General features: G+C 43.4%; 19 protein-coding genes, 1 tRNA gene, 1 pseudogene and 1 other annotated feature. Of the genes and pseudogenes, 14 read left to right on the plus strand and 7 right to left on the minus strand.

Going from position 1 to position 25,413, the window contains the following annotated elements; all coding sequences use genetic code 11:
• Positions 1-120: 120 nt before the first annotated feature.
• Both OCV65_RS11740 and OCV65_RS13470 read left to right on the plus strand, forming a co-directional pair.
• Positions 121-192: transfer RNA gene (locus tag OCV65_RS11740), tRNA-Asn, on the plus strand.
• A gap of 56 nt (positions 193-248) precedes the next feature.
• Positions 249-356 (plus strand): annotated as a pseudogene (locus OCV65_RS13470) (hypothetical protein); the annotation flags it as partial.
• A gap of 21 nt (positions 357-377) precedes the next feature.
• Here the strand turns inward: OCV65_RS13470 and OCV65_RS11750 are convergent.
• The 3 genes from OCV65_RS11750 to yfcE are packed head-to-tail and all read right to left on the minus strand — an operon-like array spanning position 378 to position 1,993.
• Positions 378-695, minus strand: coding sequence for an AzlD domain-containing protein (locus tag OCV65_RS11750; protein ID WP_262582210.1), 318 nt, complete (start codon positions 693-695; stop codon positions 378-380).
• A 3-nt stretch (positions 696-698) separates the two neighbouring features.
• Entirely contained in the window at positions 699-1,442 is a 744-nt protein-coding gene (locus OCV65_RS11755; RefSeq protein WP_262582211.1) for an AzlC family ABC transporter permease, read from the minus strand.
• Between the two features lie 2 nt (positions 1,443-1,444).
• Complete coding sequence (yfcE, locus tag OCV65_RS11760; protein WP_262582213.1) at positions 1,445-1,993, minus strand: phosphodiesterase; 549 nt, start codon at positions 1,991-1,993, stop codon at positions 1,445-1,447.
• 167 nt (positions 1,994-2,160) lie between these two features.
• Between yfcE and OCV65_RS11765 the strand changes: the two genes are divergently transcribed.
• The 7 genes from OCV65_RS11765 (at position 2,161) to OCV65_RS11795 (ending at position 9,081) form a co-directional block, all read left to right on the plus strand.
• Entirely contained in the window at positions 2,161-2,952 is a 792-nt protein-coding gene (locus tag OCV65_RS11765; RefSeq protein ID WP_262582214.1) for an HAD family hydrolase, read from the plus strand.
• A 26-nt stretch (positions 2,953-2,978) separates the two neighbouring features.
• Positions 2,979-3,410 (plus strand): metal-sensing transcriptional repressor, encoded by a 432-nt coding sequence (locus tag OCV65_RS11770; protein ID WP_118383567.1) that lies wholly within the window; start codon positions 2,979-2,981, stop codon positions 3,408-3,410.
• A gap of 221 nt (positions 3,411-3,631) precedes the next feature.
• Positions 3,632-4,885, plus strand: coding sequence for an AraC family transcriptional regulator (locus OCV65_RS11775; RefSeq protein WP_262582215.1), 1,254 nt, complete (start codon positions 3,632-3,634; stop codon positions 4,883-4,885).
• A gap of 78 nt (positions 4,886-4,963) precedes the next feature.
• On the plus strand, positions 4,964-5,707 hold the full coding sequence (larB, locus tag OCV65_RS11780; RefSeq protein WP_118383569.1) for a nickel pincer cofactor biosynthesis protein LarB: 744 nt from the start codon (positions 4,964-4,966) through the stop codon (positions 5,705-5,707).
• Between the two features lie 18 nt (positions 5,708-5,725).
• Complete coding sequence (gene larC, locus OCV65_RS11785) at positions 5,726-7,057, plus strand: nickel pincer cofactor biosynthesis protein LarC (RefSeq protein ID WP_262582216.1); 1,332 nt, start codon at positions 5,726-5,728, stop codon at positions 7,055-7,057.
• A 66-nt stretch (positions 7,058-7,123) separates the two neighbouring features.
• Positions 7,124-7,942 carry an ATP-dependent sacrificial sulfur transferase LarE gene (larE, locus tag OCV65_RS11790; RefSeq protein WP_262582217.1) on the plus strand — a complete coding sequence of 273 codons (819 nt, stop codon included), beginning with the start codon at positions 7,124-7,126 and terminating at the stop codon, positions 7,940-7,942.
• Positions 7,943-7,977: 35 nt separating this feature from the next.
• On the plus strand, positions 7,978-9,081 hold the full coding sequence (locus OCV65_RS11795; RefSeq protein WP_118383572.1) for a putative NPN-dependent ornithine cyclodeaminase: 1,104 nt from the start codon (positions 7,978-7,980) through the stop codon (positions 9,079-9,081).
• Positions 9,082-9,244: 163 nt separating this feature from the next.
• Here the strand turns inward: OCV65_RS11795 and OCV65_RS11800 are convergent, their stop codons facing one another.
• On the minus strand, positions 9,245-9,850 hold the full coding sequence (locus OCV65_RS11800; RefSeq protein WP_262582218.1) for a hypothetical protein: 606 nt from the start codon (positions 9,848-9,850) through the stop codon (positions 9,245-9,247).
• A gap of 11 nt (positions 9,851-9,861) precedes the next feature.
• Positions 9,862-10,941, minus strand: a complete 1,080-nt coding sequence (locus OCV65_RS11805) for a YeeE/YedE family protein (RefSeq protein ID WP_262582219.1) — start codon at positions 10,939-10,941, stop codon at positions 9,862-9,864.
• 201 nt (positions 10,942-11,142) lie between these two features.
• On the opposite strand from OCV65_RS11805, the gene OCV65_RS11810 reads away from it, so the two are divergent.
• Positions 11,143-16,686 (plus strand): leucine-rich repeat domain-containing protein, encoded by a 5,544-nt coding sequence (locus OCV65_RS11810; protein ID WP_262582220.1) that lies wholly within the window; start codon positions 11,143-11,145, stop codon positions 16,684-16,686.
• A 94-nt stretch (positions 16,687-16,780) separates the two neighbouring features.
• On the opposite strand, the gene OCV65_RS11815 is transcribed toward OCV65_RS11810, so the two are convergent.
• On the minus strand, positions 16,781-18,478 hold the full coding sequence (locus tag OCV65_RS11815; RefSeq protein ID WP_262582221.1) for a carbon starvation CstA family protein: 1,698 nt from the start codon (positions 18,476-18,478) through the stop codon (positions 16,781-16,783).
• Between the two features lie 122 nt (positions 18,479-18,600).
• Positions 18,601-18,854: a binding site (T-box leader), on the minus strand.
• Between the two features lie 61 nt (positions 18,855-18,915).
• Entirely contained in the window at positions 18,916-19,632 is a 717-nt protein-coding gene (locus OCV65_RS11820; RefSeq protein ID WP_262582223.1) for a GTP pyrophosphokinase, read from the minus strand.
• A gap of 164 nt (positions 19,633-19,796) precedes the next feature.
• Here OCV65_RS11820 and OCV65_RS11825 point away from each other — a divergent pair, with 164 nt between their 5' ends.
• From OCV65_RS11825 to OCV65_RS11840, 4 genes are read left to right on the plus strand one after another with little or no spacing between them, the layout of a single operon-like run.
• On the plus strand, positions 19,797-21,239 hold the full coding sequence (locus OCV65_RS11825; protein ID WP_262582224.1) for a Wadjet anti-phage system protein JetA family protein: 1,443 nt from the start codon (positions 19,797-19,799) through the stop codon (positions 21,237-21,239).
• A gap of 22 nt (positions 21,240-21,261) precedes the next feature.
• The gene (locus OCV65_RS11830; RefSeq protein ID WP_118383577.1) at positions 21,262-21,897 is read left to right on the plus strand and encodes a DUF4194 domain-containing protein; all 636 of its coding nucleotides are present in this window, start codon (positions 21,262-21,264) and stop codon (positions 21,895-21,897) included.
• The gene (locus tag OCV65_RS11835; RefSeq protein WP_262582225.1) at positions 21,854-25,270 is read left to right on the plus strand and encodes an SbcC/MukB-like Walker B domain-containing protein; all 3,417 of its coding nucleotides are present in this window, start codon (positions 21,854-21,856) and stop codon (positions 25,268-25,270) included. The genes OCV65_RS11830 and OCV65_RS11835 overlap by 44 nt, the downstream gene beginning before the upstream one ends.
• Positions 25,230-25,397, plus strand: coding sequence for a hypothetical protein (locus tag OCV65_RS11840; protein ID WP_262582226.1), 168 nt, complete (start codon positions 25,230-25,232; stop codon positions 25,395-25,397). Before OCV65_RS11835 ends, OCV65_RS11840 begins: the two co-directional genes overlap by 41 nt.
• The last annotated feature ends 16 nt before the right edge of the window (positions 25,398-25,413 follow it).

Consider the following 25,413-nt stretch of genomic DNA (forward strand, 5'->3'; position numbering starts at 1 on the left):
GTGTGGTAACACATGTAGCTGACTGATACTAATCGGTCGAGGGCATAACCAAGACGGAGATAGGTAAGAAGATGTAGAGTTTCTTGTATGCAGTTTTGAAGGTACATATTAATTGAATATTCCTCGATAGCTCAATGGTAGAGCACACGGCTGTTAACCGTGGGGTTGTTGGTTCGAGCCCAACTCGGGGAGTTATAAACCTGTAGAAGCGTAAGTTTTTACAGGTTTTTTTTGTATATGAAAAGCTCCGGTCAAATGATGCTTACCACGCATTGGAATGTGTGGATGGGCTTATTAAGACCGGAGCTACAGGTACAAATGTAAATGACGTAGCAGTTGTTCTGATCAAAAGATAAAGAAGAAAAATCGCTGGTCAGTTAAAAGAAATTCACAGCTACATTTTCGATAAAGAATACGACGACACAACAAAGCGCTGCAATCCCCATCATATTCATACCGTGCCAGGCTGCCACTACACCTACAATCAGTGCGAGAATGCCGGCAATCGGAAGCTGTGGTGCGGTAATAATGGCCGGAAATGTCATAACAGCCAGTGTCGCGTATGGTACATAGTAGAGGAAAGAGCGGAGAAATGGATTCTGTATCTTTCCTCTTATTAGTGTGAGCGGAATTACCCGGATCAACGTAGACACCAGTGCCGCTACGAGTATGTATAAATAAATATTGTGTGTCATGGTCTATGCTTCCTCCTGCGTAATATCAGTATCGGCGGGCTCATTTTCTTTAGGTATAGGGAAGAAGAATGCTGCAAGTCCGGATATGATGATTGTGATTACACTTATTTTCATACTGTCAGATACATTGTTCAGCTGCGGAATCTTCGATACGATATAGCTGATCAGGAATCCTGCAATAACGATACCACCAACAACCTTGTCCTTTTTGGAAGGTGGAATGATGATCGCTAAGAACATGCCATACAGTGCTACACTTAGTGCGCTGACAATAGAAACCGGAAGGATATTACCGGCAACAATTCCAAGCGCGGTTCCAACTGACCATGCCGGCAGAGCAATGAATATAGCTCCGTAGGAATACCAGGGATTCAGATTACCTGCACGTGAAATGGAAATGCCAAAGATTTCGTCTGTTATACCGAAGCCTACCATAAAACGGTGAAGCAAAGGTGTGTTGGCGTTGAATTTCTGACTCAGTGCACAGCTCATTAGCAGGTAACGGATATTGGTAATCAGAATGACAAAAGCCATTTCCACATAAGGAGCATTTGCCATGATTACAGTAAATTCTGCGTATTCGCCAGCAGAAGCATGATTAAGAAAACTGGAGAGGAATCCCTGGATTGGACTTAGTCCGGCTCGTCTGGCAACAATACCAAGTGAAAAAGCTACTGCAAAATATCCAAGAGCAATCGGAATACCATCACGCACACCGTTGAAAAATGCATTTTTATTACGATTCATGATTATGACTCCATTCGATATGTCTTATAGCTGTTTCCATCCAGGTCTTTCCAGGTGAACAGACCGTCTTCCAACATCATGTAGCTGTGTGCACTTCCATTTTTGGGAATGGATACAGAACCAGGATTCAGATAAATGCGTTCGTCAAATTCTTCGGATACAGGTATATGCGTGTGCCCATGGAGCAGAATATCACCTTTTTTCAGCATTGGAGGATTCTCCATATTATAATGATGACCATGGGTGGCAAAGATCATGTGTCCGTTTTCATATAAAATGCAGTAGTCTGCAAGGATTGGAAAATCCAGAACCATCTGGTCAACTTCGGTATCGCAGTTGCCACGCACACAGAGAATTTCTTCTTTGTGTGTATTCAGCAGAAGGATGACGTCCTTTGGGGCGTAACCCTTTGGCAGATCATTGCGCGGACCATGGTAAAGAATGTCTCCAAGAAGAAGGAGTTTATCCGGATTCTCTTCATCATAACGATTAAGAAGCTGTTCCAGATAATAGGCACTTCCGTGAATGTCAGATGCAATCATTATTTTCATTAGTATACCTCTCTTATAAATGACTTATATATGTGACAATGTGAATTGTCGGTATCCTTTAGTATAGTCTTTTGCAGCAACAGAATCAAGTGTGCAGATTATGCTCTTGCATTGAAGACTGGTATCAATTAAACTATTACACGGATAAATTGAAAAGGAGAAGAAAAATGGTAAAACTGATTGTTACAGATGTGGATGATACATTAGTGCCGGAAGCGGGAAGTGTGATCAATCCGGAATATTATGATATAATTCGTGAATGTAGAAAAAGAGGCATTATCTTTGGCGTGGCAAGCGGAAGACAGAAGCCTTGTGTAAGGAAGCTGTTTGAACCTGTGTTGGATGAGATTTTTATCCTTGCAGATAATGGTACAGATATCTGGAGCAGTCAATATCAGACATCGATGAAATTACCATATGACCTATATACAGAATTGATTGATGACATACATGAGCTGGAAGGCTATTCTATTATGGCGTGTAAGCCAGACATTGCTTATTTCGAATATGGTCATGAAAAGTATTTTGAACATATGAAGACGTATCCGTATGTAGGAGAATATACGGATGATATGCGTGGCATAAAAGATATCTGTAAGATATCTGTATGGCGAGAGGAAGGAATTGATCCGGCTGTGGAACGGCGCATGCAGGAAAAATGGTCAGACGTCATGGAAGTATGTATGGCGGGAGAGTGTTTTCTGGACTTTATGGCAAAAGGATGTAACAAAGGAAAAGCGTTGTCTATTATGCAGGGGCATTATGGTATTGGCAGAGAAGATACAGTAGCATTCGGTAATGCAGATAATGACATTCCGATGCTCCAGAATGCAGCGCATAGTTATGCTGTTGCAGCGGCGAGCACAAGATTAAAGGAGACAGCTTCGCAGGTAATCGGAGAAATGAAAGACGATGCGGTATTGAAGAAGCTTCGAGAGATCCTGAACATTGCAGGATAAGAGTAATACAGAAAAGAGTGGTTGATATGAATACAGAGAATGCACAGACAAAAAAGAAATATACGCATGAAGAATTGCATGAGCTGGGAATTGCACACGAGCACAGTCACGAACACTCGCATGATCATCCGCACGATCATGATGGGGAGCATAGCCACGAGCATGGACATGGAGAACATGGACATCATCATGTGCACAGTGAGAAAGAAAAGAAAGCAGTTGTGAACCGTCTTGCCAAAGCTATCGGTCATCTGGAAGCTGTGAAACGTATGGTGGAAAGAGATGCAGATTGCAGTGAGGTCCTTATTCAGCTTGCAGCAGTGCGTTCTGCAATTAATAATACAGGTAAGGTAGTGTTAAAGAACCATATGAATCACTGCATTGTAGAAGCAGTTAAAGAGCATGATATGGAAGCAATCGAACAGTTAAATAAAGCTATCGATCAATTTATGAAATAGTTTCATATAAAAAGCAGAAAGCTCTGAAAACAGTTATAAGTAGGAAATTGTTTTTAGGGCTTTCTCCGCTCCAATATGATATAAAAGAGATAACGTCGTTGTCTCTTATTTGCTATCAATAAGATTAAAATACAGAAGAACAGAAGAAAAATGTCCGGTTAGATTATTTTGATGTCATATAATTAGAACATATGACATAGATTAAGGGAGGATATGGGAGAATGTCGGATTTAATTACGATACAGAATTTTTGTGACAGAAATACTTCAGAGCCGATGATATGCAGCTTTGAGACAGAGACCATCTCAACTCCGACATCGCCGATTCTGCATTCTATGGCTCGTATATGGTTAATCAATGAAGGGGAAGCAGCAGTCTTAATTAATAATAAAGAATACTGTTTAAAAAAAGGCTGCTGTGTAGGCATTTTGCCGTGGCAGATTACAGAAGTGATTGAGGTAAAGAAGCCGATTACGTTCTATCTGGTTGTATACTATTACGATAATGTTAATGAGATTATTAAGACATTTTATAATCCCGGGAGTATAGAGATGTCAATATTGCACAGAATTACAGCACATCCGATGATAGAGCTACATGACAGGGCATATCAGCAGATGCAGATACTGTTTATGCAGTTAGAAGATGAAGTGCATGAGATGTATACAGCAGACGAAGTAGAGGAGAACGAAGAAGACAGAGCATTAAGGAACTTGTTTATTACAAATAAGCTGGTTGAGATTATGCTTGTGCTGATGCGCTATGAGAAAAAAACGAAAAAGAAGTGGGAGACGATTGATGCCAGTGAAATTTTTCTGTATCTGTATTCACATCTTAATGAACGGATAACATTGGAACAGCTTTCACATAAATTCTATATGAGTGAATCCGCAATCGGAACTTATATTAAAAAGACGACGGGATTATCATTCTTTGATCTCATAAATGAGATGAGGATCGGACGAACGATGAATTACCTACTATATACGGATCTTACGCTGGAAGAACTGGCAGAGATACTGGGATTTGTAGACGGTGCACATATCAGCAAAGTATTCAAGGCAAGAACTGGCATGAAGGCCAGCGAATACAGAAAAACCTATCAGAGGATTGGAGATCGGTGTCGTATCAGTGATCGAAAAGTATATTATGAGATTGTGGCATATATTTACAGACATTATGCAGAAGATTTGAAAGGCAGTGATCTGAGCAGAAAATTTGGTGTGACAATGAAGAATCTGAATCGTATTTTGCTGTATCAGGTAGAAATGACCTTTCATGGATATTTGAATTATATCCGGGTAAACAAAGCGTCGGAGTTGCTCCTGACAACGGATAAAACTATTTTAGATATTGCATTGGAAGTTGGATACAATACGGAAAAAACATTGTCCCGTAATTTTATCATGATTCGTCATATCACGCCGGGAAAATTCCGTACAAATATGCGTTTTCAAGGGATCGAAAATATATAACAGACGAAAGAAGCGTTTTCTTGAGGTTCAATGTGAAAACGAAATATGATAAGATAAACGGAAGGCAGGAAATTACAAATGAATGTGAAAGATTTACTTGAACAGGTGAAAAATGGAACAATAGAGATAGAGGAAGCGGAGAAGCATTTGCGGAAGCAGCCGTATGAAGAAATGGGCTATGCCAAGCTGGATTCGCACAGGGAGATCCGCTCCGGCTTTCCGGAAGTTGTGTATTGCAGTGGTAAGCCGGATGAATTTCTGGCATCCATTTATCAGAAATTGTATGATGAAAATGGAGAAGTATTCGGAACACGGGCAAGTGAGCATCAGTATGAGATTGTAAAACAGGTGCTTCCGCAGGTCGTGTATGATCCGATTTCTCATATTTTGAAAATCGAAAAAGAAGATAAGGAACATATTGGTAAAATCGCAATCTGCAGTGCAGGTACTGCGGATATCCCGGTAGCAGAAGAGGCAGCTCAGACAGCAGAATTTTTTGGTGCAAATGTAGATCGGATTTACGATGTGGGTGTCAGTGGTGTGCATAGATTATTAGCGCAGCTTGATACCGTTCAGGAGGCGAACTGTGTTGTGGCAGTGGCTGGCATGGAAGGCGCACTGGCAAGCGTAGTTGGCGGACTGGTGAGCAATCCGGTGATCGCAGTGCCGACTTCGGTCGGCTATGGTGCGAGCATGCACGGATTATCGGCGCTTCTTACTATGATCAATTCCTGTGCAAATGGAATTGCTGTGGTAAATATTGATAACGGATATGGAGCCGGATATATGGCAACACAGATCAACCGGCTTGCAGTAAAATAAAGGTTATAGGTGGACAGGATGAATAGACAGTTATATTTGGAATGCTATTCCGGCATAAGCGGTGATATGACGGTTGCAGCACTGCTGGATCTGGGGGCAGACGAGCAGATATTAAGAAAAGCACTTGCAGGCCTTCCGGTGGGAGGCTTTGAGATAGCAGTTACAAGAAAAGTAAAGTCAGGATTAGATGTCTGTGATTTTGATGTGATATTGGATGCGGAACATGAGAACCATGACCATGATATGGAGTATCTGCATGGGCATGATCATCAGCACACACATGACCATGAGCATGTACATGAGGATGGAAGTGTACACACACACGAGCATCACCACCATGACCACAGTCACGAGCATCATCACGATCATGGACATCATCATGAGCACCGAGGGCTTCATGAAATCTTACATATTATTGAGCATGCAGATATGACAGAACGTGCAAAGAGGACTGCTGTCTGTATTTTCCAGATACTTGCGGAAGCGGAATCAAAGGCACACGGCGTACCTGCAGATCAGGTACATTTTCATGAGGTAGGAGCAGTAGATTCTATTGTAGATATTCTTGCAGTGGCAGTATGTCTGGATAATCTGGATATCACGGAAGTGATTGTACCGTTTCTGTGTGAAGGTCAGGGCTCTATTCGCTGTCAGCATGGCATTATTCCAGTACCGGTTCCGGCGGTAGTTAATATCGCACAGGCACATGGACTAACTTTGAAGCCGACAGGTGTGCAGGGAGAACTGGTGACACCGACAGGAGCTGCGATTGTGGCAGCAGTACGTACATCAGACAAGTTACCGCAGACCTATCGTATTGTAAAGATTGGAATGGGTGCAGGAAAAAGAGAATATGAGGGTACCGGTATATTGAGAGCAATGCTGCTGGAAAGTGGAAGTGCGGAAGCGGCAGATACAATATGGCGTCTCGAGAGCAATCTGGACGATTGCAGTGGAGAAGTCCTTGGCTTTGTGATGGATGAACTTTTTGCTGCAGGTGCAAGGGATGTATATTATACACCTATTTATATGAAAAAGAACCGTCCGGCGGTTCAGATTAATATAATCTGCCGGGAGCAGGATGTTGATAAATTGCAGAATATATTGTTCTGCAACACTACGACAATTGGCGTGCGCAGGTGCAGAATGGAACGTACTGTGCTTCCCAGAGAGATTCAGAAGATAGATACACCATATGGAAAAGTACAGGTTAAGGTATGCCGGATCGGAGAAGAGGTTCGGGCTTATCCGGAATATGCCAGTGTGTTAGAACTTTGTAAGACGCATAATATGTCATTTCAGAAGGCATGGCGCATAGCAAGTGCAGCAGCGGATACTGTGGAGAAATAAACTTAAAAAGAACAGGATTCGTATATGGTCACTATGACAGACAATGATGGCAGGAGGATAAGTGACATGACGTATGAAGAGAAGAAACAAAAACTACAGGAACAGATGCTTGTATATGCACAGGGAGATATGTTGGTCGCATTTTCGGGAGGAGTAGACAGTAGTCTGATTCTGAAGCTTGCGGTGCAGGCAGCTACGAAAACTGGACATAAGGTGTATGGTATTATGGTGCATACGATGCTCCATCCGATGGGAGAAGTAGAGGATGCGAGGGTAACAGCAGAGCAGATTGGAGCAGAATTCCGGGTGCTTGAGATTGATGAACTGAAAGGTGCGGATATTCTGGATAATCCGGTGGATCGTTGCTATCGCTGTAAGAAATATCTGTTTCGTAATCTGATAGAAGAGGGCAAGAAACTTGGCGTGTCTGTTATGATGGAAGGAACTAATGAGGATGATCTGCATGTATATCGCCCGGGTCTTCGGGCAATTCGTGAACTTGGCATCCACAGTCCATTAGCGGAAGCAGGAATGACGAAAGCAGAGGTCAGGAGGCTGGCAGGAGAGCTTGGCGTATCTGTATCGAATAAGCCGTCTATGCCATGTCTTGCAACCAGATTCCCGTATGGAACACGTATTTCGTATGAGGCTATGAGAAAGGTTGACGAGGGAGAAGCATTTATCAGAAGTCTGGGTTTCTACAATGTGCGTCTGCGTATTCATAATGATGTTGCAAGAATTGAAGTGGATGTGAACGAGATGCCTCATTTGTTGGAGCATTGCGAGCAGATTGTTGCGAAATTAAAAAATCTGGGCTATGATTACATTACAGTGGATCTGGAAGGCTTCCGATCCGGAAGCATGGATCTTCATGTAAAGAAATAACTGCAAAGAGGAACGACAGCAAAGGAGGAAATATGATGAACAAATTTGAAATGCCAGAGTACAGACATCCGGATTTTAGTCAGGAAATGTTTGTAAATGCACCAAGTGTAAAGTATGAAGCAGCGGAGAAGGATGGCGTTGCGCCGGAGAATTTTCACAGCACATCCATGTATCCAGAATATTTTAAAATAGACGGAGAGTGGAAGCTCGCAGAAGAAAGTCGTATGGACTCTTGTGTCGTGTATTGCGAGGATGGACATCTGGCAGTTGTAGAGGCACGGAACCTGAAAAAGGGTGACCGTGTAATCACAGGCAGAACAGAACGTTGTGAGGAAGGTATCTATATGCACTGTCATGGTTTTGAAGAGCCGGGAGCAAAGCTTGATGATCAGTTTGTATTCCGTCAGGGAAGAAGCCGTGAGACCTCTTATGCAAGAGATTATGATAAGTTATTTGAATTGTTAAAATATGAAAAGGAGAATGGCGGAAATGTAGTCTGGGTAATGGGACCGGCATTTGCATTTGATGCGGATGCAAGAGCAGCTATGCAGGCATTGATTGAGAATGGATATGCGCAGGGCGTGCTGGCGGGCAATGCACTTGCAACACATGATCTGGAAGGGGCACTTCTGCATACAGCGCTGGGACAGGACATTTATACGCAGGAGTCACAGCCAAATGGACATTATAATCATCTGGATGTGCTGAATAAGGTAAGAAGAAGCGGATCTATCCCGCAGTTTATTGAGGACTATAAGCTAGATGATGGCATTATCTGTAGCTGCGTTAAGCATAATGTTCCATTCGTGTTGGCAGGATCTATCCGTGATGATGGACCACTTCCGGAAGTGATCGGCAATGTCTATGATGCTGCGGATGCTATGCGAGGACTGGTGCGTAATGCGACTACGGTGATCTGTATGGCGACCATGCTTCATACTATAGCAACCGGTAATATGACACCGTCATTCCGGATGCTCGAGGACGGCACAATTCGTCCGGTGTATCTGTATACGATCGATATCGATGAATTTGTGGTAAATAAATTATTGGATCGGGGAAGTCTGAGTGCGACTACGATGGTAACAAATGTGCAGGACTTTATTACGCTGGTGGCCAAGGGATTAGGAGTGCAATAGAATTAGCAATAAAAAGGAGATGTAACTCATCTATATGAGGTGCATCTCCTTCTTAATATGTACGCTATTTGTAATAACCTTCCTGTACGAGCACCTGCTCGTCCCAGGCTGCCTGAACCAGGACTTGTTTACTTGCATACCTGCAAGTCGTGTGCAAGCCTGATCATCCACCATTGGCATCCTTGTGTACCTGGAATTCACCGGCTGAACCAAATTCGGCACCGCAGTAATTGCAGACAACTACTTTGACAGTATTATATACAGCGTCATGATGAATGGTCTGATAAACAGGAGGCACCCATACCTTCTGCGGTGGTGGAGCAGGGGCAGGTGTGTTTCCGGAGCTGCCGGAACTTCCGGCATTGTTATTGGATGAAGCAGTATCTGAAACGGAATTCTCAGAACCTTTTTTCTCCGAGGACTTTTCATTCTTGCCATCGTTATCAAAATCTTTTTGTGCTTCTGCTATTTCTTCCTTGTCTTCTTTATCACTTTCTTCTATATCTTCCTTATCAGCCTCTTCCTTGTCTTCTTTTTTCTTTTCTGTCTTTTTGGTCTTCTTTGTTTGAACTGTGTTAGCATCCTTAGAATCTGAGTCCTGCTGCGTTATGGTATCTTCGACAGGTTCAATGCCATAAGCAGCCCGAATTGACGGAAGAGAAAATCCTGAGATCAGAAAACAGATCAGAGTAATGGCAATTACTATTTTTTCTTTTTGATGTTTGATTGGATAAGAAAACCGATCTTTGAATTTTGTAATAATCTTCATATTATAAATCCTCATACAAATTTGTACAATAATTTGATACCAACAAATGCGCCGCCGAATAATGCAATCATAAATACCCAGCCGGACAGAGACAGAGATGCAGTTGCCATAAAGAAAGCGGTAATGTTACATCCACCGGCAATGCATGCGCCATAGCCCATGAGAGAACCACCGATCACGGACTTGATTACCTGTTGTCTGGAATGGATCTTACGGAAGTTAAACTGAGAACTGAATAATACAGAAATCAGGGATCCAACTAATAATCCTAAATTACGCAGGTTCGAGCCTGCTGCTACTTCGATAGAAGCCTTGCAATTTAGAAAATCCTTAATAGTTCCAGTGAACAGATTCTTGGTACAGCCCTCGATCCAGTAAAAAGCACCGGATACAGACCATTGAGAGTTGAGAAGGATAATGTGTATGACACTTAAAATGCCCAGGCATATTGCTCCCTTCAGATAAGCAGTATTCTCATTGGCAGCAGGCTGCGTATCTCTCTTAACTGCTATTATATAGAAAGTCATCAAAATTGCAATATGAATACCGACACCAAGTCCCCAGCCGAATCGTTCCGGGAAGAATATAGAGGGTGATTGCTGAACAAGTGGAGCCCATAGCTGATCATAATGGGTATTACCCAATGTATATCCGAGTACTACGAATATGAATGTGATGAAATGAACAGAATAACCTTCACCCATTCGAATAAACATGCCGGAACAGCAACAACCTGCAAGTTCCATGCCAATACCGAATAAAAATGCTCCAAGAACCAGAGGAATACTTACAGCTGCAACGCCCAGAGTGTCGAACATACCACCAGAGAGGTACTTGATTGCCGAGATTCCAAAGGAGGCAATCAGGATAGCAATTAATATAGATCGAAACTGATCGGTAGACTGGGACAGAATCGGATCACTTGCAGCGGATACAAAGCATACATGAGAGCGCTGTAATATGATTCCAAATCCTAATCCGAATAACCAGTAGTACATTAGATTGTGACTGAATGTAAGCAGTAGTAAACCAGTTGCCGCCGAAAGCATAAGCAGTAAAAATGCTGTAGACTTCTGAGTTAAAAACTTCATAATAAAATCTCCTGTATCTCTTATATATAGTATATAATTTCACAAATGGAGACAAAATGCAAGCTTTATATCGTGCAATATGCACTATAGATAATATCGATAAATACATGCTATATATAAAAATTATCAATTATCAAAAAAGTGAAATAAATGTTATGCTAAAGATATTAATGGAGTGTCGAGAACAGGAGGTAAATAAAAGTGAAAAAGAAACGACTTATAGCACTTATTCTCTGTCTGTGCATGGTCTTTTCCAGTGCACTGTCTGTATCAGCAGCCGAAATAAGCGGAACAGATGCAGATGCAGAAGTGACTCAGGAAGTTGAGGAGACTGGAGATGACAAACAGTCGGAGGATGTAACAGAAGAAGACAAAATGGAACCGGTCGCAGAACCGGGAACAGTTGATGCAGCTGAAGAGCCGGCTGCTCAGGGAGCAGACGAGATAGATGCTTCTGTATGGAAGGTAGAAGACTTTACATACACTTCTTATGAGAAGCGTCTGTATGGCTGCGATTATTCCAGAGACTTTACAATCAAAGGATCTGCAATCGCAGGATTTTCAGAATCAGGTCTTGCCAAGTTAGAGAAGAACAAAGATCTGGTACTTCCTGCTACAGATGATGAAGGAGATGCGGTAGTAGGTGTAGCACCAAGCGCATTCACAAAAAAGGGACTTACATCTGTTCAGTTCCCTACAGGAATGATGGTAGACTACAATGACACTGTTACGAATGGAAAGGTTACAAAGAGAGGTAACTTTGTAATTGGTGAAAATGCATTTTCAGGCAATGAACTTACTTCCGTTACTCTTCCGGAAGGTGTGATCGCATGTCTGTCTAATTCATTTATGGGCAATAAGATTACAACTGTAAAATTACCAAAGACAATCTGGTGGCTGGAAACACAGTCTTTTGGAAGGAATCTTATCACGACTGTTAATTTTCCGACTACCTGTGATTTCCAGTTAGAAATGCACGGTATGGCATTTGCCAATAACTTAATTACGTCTGTAAGACTGCCGGATTATACAGAAGTTGTTAATAAAGACAGCTTTTTCTGGAATCCGGGAAAAGAACCATTGGCAAATGAGGCACCGGACAGATATAAGACATACAAGGGAGTAGATGGAGAAACACATACTGCAGGTATCGTATATATGTATGCGGATAATGCAGAGTTTGAGGTAAAAGACAGAATCCATCATGATAAGAAAGAGACAGAATCACAGCACTCATGGGTACAGAGACTGATCATCAATGACGGTTCTGAAGAAACAGAGAACCCGGATCTTCCATGGAATGTCAATGACTTTACCTTTGAAGGCCAGACTGTGACCGGTTTGTCTGAATCAGGTATTGCAAAAAGAGCAACGAATAAAGATCTGGTTATCCCGGATTTTACCAGGGAAGGCATGTATGTGACTGCAATCGCAGATGCAAAAGCTGGTGGAAACGGACTTTTTGCTTCAAAAGAAGAAGGCTTTGACAGCGTTTACATTCCGGTAGGAGTTCAGACAATCGGAAACTTTGCATTCCAGAGTAACGGATTAAAGGATGTGACCTTCCCGTCGAAGTTAGCAAAGATTGGAACAGGAGCATTCCAGACGAATGAACTGACCAGTGTAATCTTACCGGATACTGTAACATCTCTTGGTAATGGTGTATTTGCGACTAATCCTAAGCTTGCACGTATCAATCTGTCAAAAGGATTGACAGAGATTCCTGCTGCAGCATTTGGATGCAGTGACGCCAAGAATTATATGACAGAGCTGAAAAGTATTACAATTCCGGAAGGAATTACCAAGATTGGTAATAATGCTTTTGCCGGTAACAACTTTGCAGAGATCCATATTCCATCTACAGTAACAGAGATTGGCGGATATGCTTTCTCTACAAAAGAATACCTGACAGATCCATGTACATTGACACTTCCGGAAGGTCTGACAACTATTGGAAGCTATGCATTCAGAAACAAAGTAGTTGCGGAAGTAATGCTTCCGACCACAGTAAAGAAACTTAATAAAAATACTTTTGAGAAAACACAGTCTGATGTAATTACAAAAGTATATGTAACATCGAAAGAACAATACGAAGATACTAAGAACTTCCCAGTAGGTACTGGACACAAGCTGTACTTAAAAGATGATTCAGTATGGACTGCAGATGACTTTACCTATGGCGAAGAAAGCTTCGGTCTGTGGCCGGCAGATGACTATCACTCAACAAAGAATTTTACTGTTCATGTAGTAACCGGATTCTCAGAACAGGGATTAGAGAAGATTAAGGTTAATAAGAATCTGGTTATCCCAGCCAAGGATTCTGATGGTAAGAAGATTCAGGGGATTGGAAGCAAAGCATTTTCAAGGACGAAGACAGAAGAAGAATTACAGATAGAGACATTAACGCTTCCAGAGAATGTCAAAGCTTCTTGTGAAGCTTCAACCTGGCAGGAGGTTGAGGGACTCGCAGAGAGAGGAGATTTCTTTATCGGAGCAAGTGCCTTTACGAGAAATAAGCTGACAACCTTAGAGATTCCGGAAGGTGTGATTTATGTAGGAGGTAACTCTTTTGCATATAATAAGCTGACATCTGTCAAATACCCTAAGACTCTTATGCAGATTTCAAATGGGGCATTTGGAACTAATGAAATTGCTGTTTTAGACTTCCCAGAGCGAACAGATTATCCACTTCAGATTGATGCAACTGCGTTTGGTTTAAATAAGATTACCTCTGTTCAGCTTCCTGCTAATACAAGCAAATTAGATAAAAATACATTTGTTAATAAGAATAATGTGGTAGTAGATGTATATATCAATTCAGAAACGCTTGGAGCATTTGTGGCTGATGAGACAACTTCTAAGTATCACAGAATCATTAAGAAAGCTATTCCTGAAGAACAGGCACCGTGGGGTGTGAAGGACTTCACTTATGACGATGCAGGAACAACCATTACCGGTCTTGCTGATTCAGGTAAAGCTAAGATTAAGAGTAATCCGAATCTGATTCTTCCAAAAGAAGGACCAAATGGAGAAACAATTACTGCATTAGGTGCCGGAGTCAATAATCAAGGTATCTTTGTGGTAAGTGCGGACGGTAAAAATTATACTCCTGCAAGTGTAATACTTCCGGATACATTAAAGACAATTGGAAACTTTGCATTTGCACTGAATGGAACTGTGACATATGAGAGCGTAATGGCTTCTATTACATTCCCAGAGGGATTAGAAGAAATTGGAGCAACAGCATTCCAGAATTCTAAGCTGACAGCTGTTTCCATTCCAGATAGTGTAACTACAATGGGAAATGCAACATTTACCGGAAGTCAGGAATTGCAGGCAATTAAACTGTCTGCTAATGTAAAAGATATTCCGGCAAGTGCATTTATGAACGGTGGAACTTCGTTGTCAGAGTTCGGTACTTTAGTAGTTCCAGAAGGCGTTGTTTCTATCGGAAAGAGTGCTTTCGCAGGCAGACATGTCGAAGAAGTTGTACTGCCGAGTACATTAGAGACAATTGGAGATCAGGCGTTTGATAATCATCAATTGACCAAACTTACATTACCGGCAAATGTAAAGACAATTGGAAAACAAGCATTCCGAGTATTACAGGAAGGTCTTAGTCATACACTTTCTGCTGTAAGCCTGAATGAGGGACTGAAGACAATCGGACAGGAAGCTTTTGTCGGAAGTGTTATTACAGAAGTGGAGCTTCCAAGTACTGTGACTTTGTCTCATGCAAATAAATCAGCTGATTTAATCTTTGGAACATCAAAAGCGGCAGCAAATCCGATCGTTAAAGTAAAAGTGGCTGATAAGACAAAAGCACAGGAGTGGAATACAACTCTTGCAAATCAGAAATCACATATTGTTGTATATGACAAGCTTGTTGGTTCGGGCTGGACATTGGATGATTTCACATACGATGGAACGACTATCACAGGATGGTCTGAAAGCGGACAGCTTAAGAGACAGACGATCAGAACACTGGTGCTTCCGGATCAGACACCTGACGGACAGGATATCACTGCAATCGGTGAAGCTGCATTTAAGATTCCGGATGCAGAAGTAGAGATTACCAAATTTGGTGTTAATTCTCCGAATGGTATGACATCTGTTGTACTTCCGGAAAAGGCAACTGTGATTGGTAAAGAGGCTTTCTCTCAGAATGCGTTGATTAGAGTTGACTTTACAGGTATCACATCGATCGGAGGATCCGCATTCTATGGCAATGATCTGGTAGAGGCAATTCTTCCGGATACAGTAACAGAACTTGGAGAGGGAGCATTTTCTGCAAATGATATTACAGAAATAAGACTGTCAAGTGGAGTAACCGTAATCCCGGCAGGTGCATTCTCAATGAATATCCGTCTGGATCATGTAACAATTCCGAATACTGTAACAGAGATCGGACAGACTGCATTTGCGGGAGCAAGACTGACATCCCTGGAGATTCCGGATTCTGTAACTAAGATTGGTATGAAAGCATTCCACTTACATCACCTTTCAAGCCTGGTTATTCCTGGAAGTGTAAAAGAGATTGGTGAGTCTGCATTTGAAGGAACTTACAAAGCTACTACATTAAAGACTCTGGTTCTTGAAGAGGGTGTGGAAAGCATTGGTAAGTTTGCATTCAAAGAAGCATTGCTTGAGACGGTTGCATTCCCGAACTCTATTACTACGGTTGGCGCGCAGCCTTTCCGTAATAACAAAGGAAAAGATGGAAGTCATGTTGTAGAGGTTACAACGACAAATAAAGAACATAGAAAATTTACAGACGATACTTATGTAATCAACTATACTGGTAAGATCGGATTGGATGAAGTAGAAGATAAAGTGACAGTGGAATTTGACAAGGCAGATTATACTGGAAAAGAGATCAAACCAGCAGTAAAAATCGAAGGTCTGAAGGAAGGTACAGATTTTGAAGTATCTTATACAGATAATGTAGAGCTTGGTCTTGGACATGTGATTATCAAAGGTATTGGTAAGTACGAGGGTATACTGAATAAGACATTTAAGATCGTAGCTTCTGATAAGGCTAACGTTGTAGTGAAACCGTCTGCTCCATCTACAAAAGCAGATGACTTCGATAAGGACAGCATCAAGAAGGACGTGCTGACTGATGAAGAAAAAGCACGGGTTGAGGCTGGAGAAAAGGCGAATGTATATCTGGAAGTTACCAAGTTAGAAGAATCAGCTGTACCGGCAGAGGATATTGTAAAAACCAATGCAAAAGCAGCTGAGATCGAAGGTGTCAAGAAGGGATTATATCTGGATATCTCTATGTGGAAAGTAATCGGTGACAGTGAACCTGAGAAAGTTACAGGTGCTGAACTGTCTAAGAAAGTGAAGATATCTGTAGAACTTCCAGAGAATCTGATCGCACCGAAAGGTAAGACAAGAACTTACTATGTAATTCGTGTTCATAACGGAGTCGCAGAGATGCTTCCTACAACACTGAATGGAAAGACCATTACATTTGAGACAGACAGATTCTCTACCTATTCTATCTGGTATACAGAGCAGGATGTAAAAGGAACTGACGGAGGATCTGGAGATAAGGGTAATGGTGGTGCCGGAACAACAGATGGCAAGAATGATGGTAATAATAAGAAACCGGCAGATCCAAAGAAAGCAGCTAAAACCGGTGATTATAACCACATTGGACTGCTGTGTCTGCTCCTTGCAATGAGCGCAGTTGTTACAAGTGGAACTGTTGTGTACAAGAGAAAAAAGAACAGATAAGATCAGAAAGTCTTCAGACAGAATGAGAAAAAAAGGGCGTGAATCGTAATTTGATTCACGCCCTTTGAAATTCTTGAATTAAGCTTGATTAGGATTAAGCCTGTGCTTTATCAGTTTTCTTTTTAAACAGTTCTTTTCCCGATGTGACTACGATATTAACACCAAGGATGATGAGCAGGATTGCAAGGATCAGCTGAAGTCCTTCCACCATGAATACTGCAGTTCCTGCGCTGAATGCTTTGACCAGTGCGATAGAACGCTGTACCAGTGCGGTAAATGTTACACACAGCATGATGATGAGCGGCGGGAACAGTGTGCGGTTCTCACGACCTGTAACTTTCAGGAATACACACAGTGTGATCAGAACCAGTGCGCTTAACAGCTGGTTGGCACTGCCGAACAGTGGCCAGATATTGGCATATCCAACCTTTGTAAGGATGAATCCACAAGCCAGTGTAATGATGGTTGAGAAGTATTTGTTGCAGAGAACTTTGCGCCATCCTGCTGCATGTTCCATATCATCAACACTGAAGAGTTCCTGGAAGGACATACGTCCGATACGTGCTACAGAGTCCAGACTTGTAAGTGCCAGTGCGGATACGCACATGGTCATAAAGCACTGTGCTGCGAATGCATGGATACCAAACATTTTCAGGAATCCTGCAACTCCGGCAGAGAAGATCTGGAATGGTGTGCCTACGGCAGCAGTTCCGTCAGCGGAAGCGGCAGCACCTGCAACGCAGAGAGCTACAACAGCCAGCAGACTTTCCAGTACCATGGCACCATAGCCAACCTTTAACATATCTTTTTCATTTGCGATGATCTTAGAAGATGTACCGGAAGATACCAGGCTGTGGAATCCGGATACAGCTCCGCAGGCAACTGTTACGAACAGGATTGGGAACAGATTGCCGAGGGCTTCATTACTGAAGCCTGTGTATGCAGGGAGGTTCATAGATGGATGTGCTACAACGAGACCGAGCACAGCACCGATGATCATACCTGCGAACATGAATGTGGTCATGTAATCTCTTGGTTCCATCAGAAGCCACATTGGAAGTACGGCTGCCAGGAAGATATAAGCAAATGTGATGTATGACCAGGTATCTTTGGTAGCAATGATAGGAAGGTTCATACCGATCAGCAGAGCGGCTGCTGTGAATACCAGTCCTACGACTACCTGTTTCCAGCCCTTGAAATTGAATTTCTTCTGGATCAGACCAAATACTACTGCAAATGCGATGAAGAGCAGTGAGATACATCCTGCTGCACCATTTGCATTAGCACTGTCAGCGAGGGATACGACACCATCTGTTTCTACATATGCGTTAAATGTACCGGCAACCATGTCTGCAAATGCTGCGATAACGATCAGAGTGAACAGCCAGCAGAAACCGAGGAACAGACGACGTCCGGTCTTGCCGATGTATTTCTCGATCAGAAGTCCCATGGACTTACCTTCATTTTTAACACTTGCGTACAGTGCACCGAAATCGGTAACTGCGCCGAAGAAGATGCCGCCTAACAAGATCCAGAGAAGTACCGGAAGCCATCCGAATGCTGCTGCCTGAATGGCACCGGTGACGGGACCGGCTCCGGCGATAGAAGAAAACTGATGTGCAAATACGGTCCATCCGTTGGTCGGGACATAATCTTCGCCATCATTATGTTTGACGGCCGGTGTCTCTGCGGTAGGATCAATACCCCACTTTTTTGCAAGCCAGCGACCGTAAAGTGCATATCCGGCCAGGAGGCATACTGCTGCGATCAATACGATTACTAATGTGTTCATACTTTAATACACTCCTTTACTTGATACTTAATACTATAAGATAATATTTCAACATCAAATCCGATCGATATGAGTGGATATATGGAAAATAAAAAAGCCTGCGTCCTTTTATGGATTATCCATAAGAAGACGGAGGCTTAAACCTTCGCGATACCACTTCTCTTGCCGGAATAACCGGCCTCTCTGTCTCATCCTTTGAATGAGCATCCCTGTAACGGTGGATCTCCGACCTGAATTACTTGCAATGTGTAATTTGTGTTGACTCAGGCTGCTTGCAGGTGATAGCTTCTTGTTCCTGTGATGTCTTCTCACACCGACCGAAGACTCTCTGTAAACACAAGTGAACGAAAAGTGTTGTCCTGTTCGTCGCATTTGATTGTTGATAACAGTCATTATAGTCCTGCGTTTTAAGATGTCAAGAGAAGAAAAAAATGTTTTTATAAAAATACATCTTTGGAGGTTCCGTTCAGAACATCCCTTACATGTTGCATGCGTGCGTCCAGAGAAGCACTGATGTTGGCGCATTCCAGCATTTCTTCTTCCAGATAATGTGCCTGATCTTCCGGGATATCTTTTTTGTAGCGGAGCTTGTGCTCCAGACTTGCCCAAAAATCCATGGCTATGGTACGGAGTTGTACTTCGACAGTTACCATGCGCTTTCCTTCCTGTAGGAAGATTGGAATGCTGATGATCAGATGCAGGCTTCGGTAGCCGCCCGGCTTTGGATTCTTGATATAGTCTTTCTTCTTAATTAATGTAATATCGTCCTGGCTGAGCAGACAGTCTGCCAGCATATAGATGTCATCCGGGAAAGAACAGATCACGCGGACACCGGCAATGTCGTGGATATTCTCCTCAATAGAGGCTACTGTCAGTGGGATGTTTTTGCGACGGATCTTGCGCATCAGACTTTCCATAGATTTGGTACGGCTTTTGATATCCTCGATTGGATTGCGGTCGTACTCCAGTGAATACTGTTCGTTCAGCACGCGGAATTTGGTCTCTACTTCCATAATGGCACACTTATAATAAGACATCATTTCGTCAAATGGACGTTTGTTCTTCTGTACAAAATTAATAAATTCATCGGATAGCAGACTGTTCCGAAGAATGGAATCTCTTTTTTTTTCGATAATAGTTTCAAAACCTTTCATTATAAAAAGCCCCTTTCTATGCCTATTATAGCGGGTTTGGGATGGTGAGGCAATAGACAGATGACGGAGTGTGGAGGGATAAAGAGAGGAGTTACAGAATGGTGGCATATTTTCATGGAAAATGTTAAAATATATGTAATTACGGTGTACAAAGGGAGAAACTTATGAATCTGATGAATAAGATTCCGCGGGAATTTTATAAATTATTTGCAAGTAAATATATGGATTACTACCAGCAGTTTCTGACAGCAATTTACGAAGAATCCGGCAGGTCATTTTCATTGCTGGGGCTGACAGAGGGCGAGTGCCGTGCTGTGATGAATGAGCGGATTGCGGAGACGACGCTGGACTGGAGCGAGGAGCAGTTTGACGAGGAGGGAGAACTGTTGACACGCTCGAATATGGCATCGATCTGTCTGAAGCATCTCGAGGACTGGGGATGGCTGAAGCGGGATTACGATGAAGCACTGAACAGTTACGTGGTGTCATTTCCGGAATACAGCCAGCAGTTCGTGGAGCTTTTCCAGAGATTGTACAGTGATAATCGTGATAAGGAGCGGGAGAGTGTGTTGGCAGTGTACAGTTATCTTCATACGTACAGTACCGACCGTGAGAAGAATAATGAGATATTGAAAAGCGCATTGTCTACATCACGAGGGCTTCTGCAGATGCTTGCCAATATGCAGGAGAGTATGCGCGGCTATTTTGATGAATTGTCCAGACAGAAAAGTTTTCTCGGAATTCAGGAAGTACTGGTGAAGGAAATCAATAACAGTGACAGTAAGAAGTATGCGATTCTGACGACGACAGACAGCTTTTACCGTTATAAGGAAGCGGTGAAGGAACTGATTGATCAGAACCTAGTGGAAAATGAAGACCGCTATCAGGAGATATTACTCCGCAAGGCAGAATACGAGGGGCAGAAGAGGGCAGATATGGATCAGGCAGAAGAAGTGCTGTATGAACTTTCGCCACAGTACCGGAGGCTGGAACGTGCGCTGGAACTGAGCAAAGAAGCAAATGATCTGCTGTATCGTATTGAACGGGAGTTTGATGCGATTGAGCGGAGATACAATATGCTGATCGAGCAGAAGACGGTATTTGCAGGACGAGCAGCAGCGAGAATCCGCTATATCCTGATGGAAGGAGCTGTGGAAGAAGACCGTACGGTGACACTTGTGAATCTGCTGAACCAGAGCGGAAAGCAGGAAGAGATGCTTATGAAACTGGCGGATCGTATGGGACTTACCGAACGGTATAAAGTGATGACCGATCGCAGTCTTTACCGCAGACGTGAGAATGAGCGGGATGTATTTGCACCGCAGGCAGTGGTGGCAGCTGAAACAGAAGAAATGTTGGATTCCTTTGTGCTGAAACCGTTGTATACCAGTCAGGAGATCGCCGAATTTCGGAGAAAGAATCAGGAGGATGGCAGATTTACGGTTACAGAGGAGACGATACAGTCGGTAGAAGACCTGGAAAAATTATTTTTTGTCTGGCAGGAGGCTACCGAAGTGGCAGATACTGATAAGGAGATTATGGTAGGAAAAGAACTGGAAAGTAAAGACGGATATCGGTTCTCAGAACTTACTGTCAGGGAAAAGTAAAAAACGGATAGGAGATTATAAAATGATTGCATATATGGAAGGATTATCTCTCACGGAAGCGGATAATCTAAAGAAAACAATATCAAAATTATTCCGGCAGACTTGCATTGTGCAGATGCGGTATGATCCTGTAACGTTGGTGCCAAGGGATAATCCGGATTATGAGATCTGTGTCCGGCATAAGGGATTTATCGAAGATTATCTGTCCGTGCTTGGATGTGAACTGGTGCATGATCCACAGGAACACATTTTCAGGTTGAAGGGGGAAGGTGTAGAGGCAGAGAAGATCAGCCTGACGACCACGATTATTATACTGCTTGCAAGGATCATTTATCGTGACAAGATTCTTGGAGAAGGACTGGAAGCAACGGTGACGAACCTGGAAGAGATCCGTACCTATGGAAAGAATACGAATCTGTTGAACCGGAAGCTGACGGTGGCAGAATGGCGGGAAGCACTGTACCTGATGAGTAAGCATCAGATGATCGAGCTCCCGGGAGCGGTAAGAGATGTGGAGGATCAGACACCGATCTATCTGTACAGCACGATTAATCTCTACGTGACTGCTTCGGATATGAATGCATTGATCGAGGAATACAAGGAGGAAGCGGCAAATGAAACAATCGAAGAAGATATTTACCCGGATGGTGATCAATAACTGGGGCGGTATCAGTCATAAAGTGATGGAATTTCATGAGTACGTGAATCTGTTCAGCGGGAAAAGCGGTTCAGGTAAATCTACCGTTATGGATGCTGTGCAGGTTGTATTATATGGAAGTATTGCTGCGACATTTTTGAATAAAGCGGCGGATGACGCGAAGAACAGACGAAGCGTGCTGAGCTACCTCCGGGGTGCGCAGAAGGATGGCACGGCAAACCGTGAGAATATGGACTTCTGTTCCCAGCTTGTGTTAGAGATTCTGGATACGGGAAGTAATGTAACGACCTGTATCGGAGCAGCGTTTGAAGTAGGAAAGAATGATACCGATGTGCGTAGATACCATTTTTTCAGCCATTCCGGCAAGATTCCGGAAGATAAATACCTGACAGAGGATGGAACACCGTATACGATCGGACAGATCAGAAAGCTTGTGGATGAGCGTAAGAATTCAGATGATAACAGAGGACGTGGGGATGTGAACCGTGTATACCCATCCAGAGAAGCATATCTGAATACACTGTATGATGTGATCTTTGGATATATCGATCCGGGGCGGTTTATGACGATGGAAAAGAGTGCCATTGCGCTGCGGATGACCAATGGTACAGGTCAGTTTATCAAGGATTATATGTTCCCGCGGAGTAAGGAAGATACGGTGTCTACGATCAGTGAACAGCTGGGAGCGTATCGTGAGATCAAGGAGCGGGTAGAAGATCTGGAGCACAGAATTGAGATCCTGTCGGAGATTCGCACACATAATCTGGAACTTCTGCAGGTGAAGACAGATAAGATTCGCACGGAACAGATTCTGCGTATCTTAGATATCGAGAACTGCCGCGTGCGTCTGGAAGCGAAGAAGCTTGATCTGGAGGGCATCTGTAAACGGATTGAGGCACTGGAGGAGAAGCAGGAAGGACTGGAGCAGCAGAAAAAGATTAAGACGGATGCACTGGTGGAAGTGCGTGCGGAACTTCATGCAAGTGATTACGGTGTGAAGAAGAAAGAACTGGAAGATCTGGAGACGACAATCCAGCTGCTTGCAGGTAATTCCAGACAGTGGCGGGAAATCCGTGCGGGACTTTCTCAGTGGGCAGAAGATGAAGATATCAGCGGTTATATCAGCAATCCAACCCTGCAATGTCTGGAAGATGTGTTGGGCGGAGAAGTGACTTCTTCTAATATGGAGAAGTTGAAAAAAGGCATTCAGGCGGCAATGGAACTGATCGAGGAAGAACTGGCTGATCTGAATGAACGGATCCGAGAGACTGCCAAAGAACTGAAAGAGAAACAGGAGATGGTGGAGGATCTAAAAAATGACCGTAAGCCGTATCGTAAGGAGTTAAAGAGTGCCAGAGCTCAGCTTCAGAGTGAACTGAGCAGCCAGTGCGGGCGAACGATCCATGTGGAGATATTCGGCGATCTTTTTGATATTACGGATGAAAAATGGAAGAATGCTATCGAAGGAAGACTTGGAAGGATTAAGCACAGTCTGGTAACGGAGCCGCAGTATGCGCTGGATGCGGCGAGAATCTTCCGCAGGATGAAGCGTAGGGAATATGAAGAGATTGATCTGATCAATACGGCAGCGATTAAGCGCGATGAGCCGAAAGCAGAAGAGGGAACACTCTATGAAGCAGTGCGCAGCGAAGAGGCGTATGTGGATCTGTGTCTGCGCAGATATCTTGGACGCATTTATAAATGTGAGACGGTAGAAGAACTGCATCAGGTGCGCGATGGCGTGACACCGGACTGTTATTCTTATAGTAATTACATATTCAGACATCTCCGGGAAATGGATTATACCCGTTATGCATGTATCGGTACCCGAGTATCCAAGGCGAAGTTAAAAGAGCTGGAAGATGAAGTATTTGATATGCAGAAAGAGCAGATTGAAGATATTCAGATGCGGGATACCCTGAATCAGGCACAGCGATTTGAACGACTCAGCCAGAGTCCGGAGCAGATATTAAGTCTTGCCGGGGCAGCAGATGAGCTGGAGCGTTATCTGGCGAAAAAGGATCAGCTTCAGCAGGAATTAAAAGAACTGGAAGACGGAACCAGAACTGCTGAACTGAATGTCAGACGGGAGACGCTGGAACGTGAAGTGGAAGACCTGGAACGAAAGATCAAGTCTGTGAATGAAGAACGGATCGGACGTGCCGGAGATAAACGGATCGCTGAGAGTGAGCAGAAGAGTTATGAAGAACGTCTGAGTCTGCTGCAGGAAGGATTTGTGCCAAATCAGGAGCTTCTGGCGCAGGTGAAAGAAGTTCTCATGAACCGCACCGAGCAGGCGTACCGACGGGAAAATACAGAATTACTTGCGAAGCTGTCTGCACAGGAAGAATCAGCCGGCGACCAACGGACTTCTGCAAGAATCCGGTTTAATAATGAATATCCGGCGTATGGATTTACCAGTCTGGAGCATGACAATGATGTGTATGACAAGGTGTTGGATCAGCTTCAGCAGGATTATGAGCCGAAGTTTAAGGCAGAATTCGAGAAGCAGTATCTGCTGGTATATCATTCCCTGCGGGAAAATGTGATTGCGACCATTCACGGGGAGATCAAGGCGGCATACCGTCACCGGAAAGAGATCAACCGGATGCTGTCCCGTATCCGTTTCTCGGACAGTACGTATCAGATCGATATTCTTCCGGCGGATAATGAAAACGGACAGTTCTATGAGATGCTGATGGCGGAAGAACTGGACAGCAAGGTGTTAGATAATGACGGCTTTGACGGACAGTTAAGCTTTGGGGAAGATACATTTTACCAGAAATACGAGAAGCAGATCGAGCGTCTGACGGAGAAATTCATGCCACCGAAGGATGAAGATGGTCAGAAAAGAAGCCTGCACAAGCAGGAGATGGAAAAATATGCCGATTATCGGAATTACCTTACCTTCAGTATGTATGAGCGTGTGGAAGATGAACATGGTAATGTGAAGAAGAATTCGGTAGATGAGATGGCGGGGCGTGATTCCGGCGGTGAGGGACAGAACCCGAAATACGTCGCACTGCTTGCGGGATTTGCAATGCTGTACATGCAGCAGAGCAGCAGAGATCCAAGGATTCGTCTGGTGCTTCTGGATGAGGCATTTTCCAAGATGGATAAGGAGCGAAGCGAAGTGTGCCTGCGCTATGCGAGAGAACTGGAACTGCAGTTAATTGTGTGCGTGCCGGATGAACGTCTGCAGTCACTGATCCGCAATGTGGACAGTGTGTATGGATTCCGCAGACATAGGAATCAGATATCCATGATGCATATCGATAAAGGGCAGTATCTGGAAATGATGGAAGGAAATGCAGGCAAGGAAGACGTGAAAGATGGAAGAAAGCAGACAGGAACTGATACAGCAGCTGATTAAGATCATAGACGGTGATGCATACCGAAAGGGAACCAAGAAAGGTATGTGTCACCCGGAAGTGACGAATCATATGATAAAGGACATCCTGACACAAGGGATGGAGATTGAGCAGGAGCTGCTGATTTAATAATTTTTGAAATATT

The organism is Dorea ammoniilytica, from assembly GCF_025567415.1.
Taxonomy (GTDB): Bacteria; Bacillota; Clostridia; order Lachnospirales; family Lachnospiraceae; genus Claveliimonas; species Claveliimonas ammoniilytica.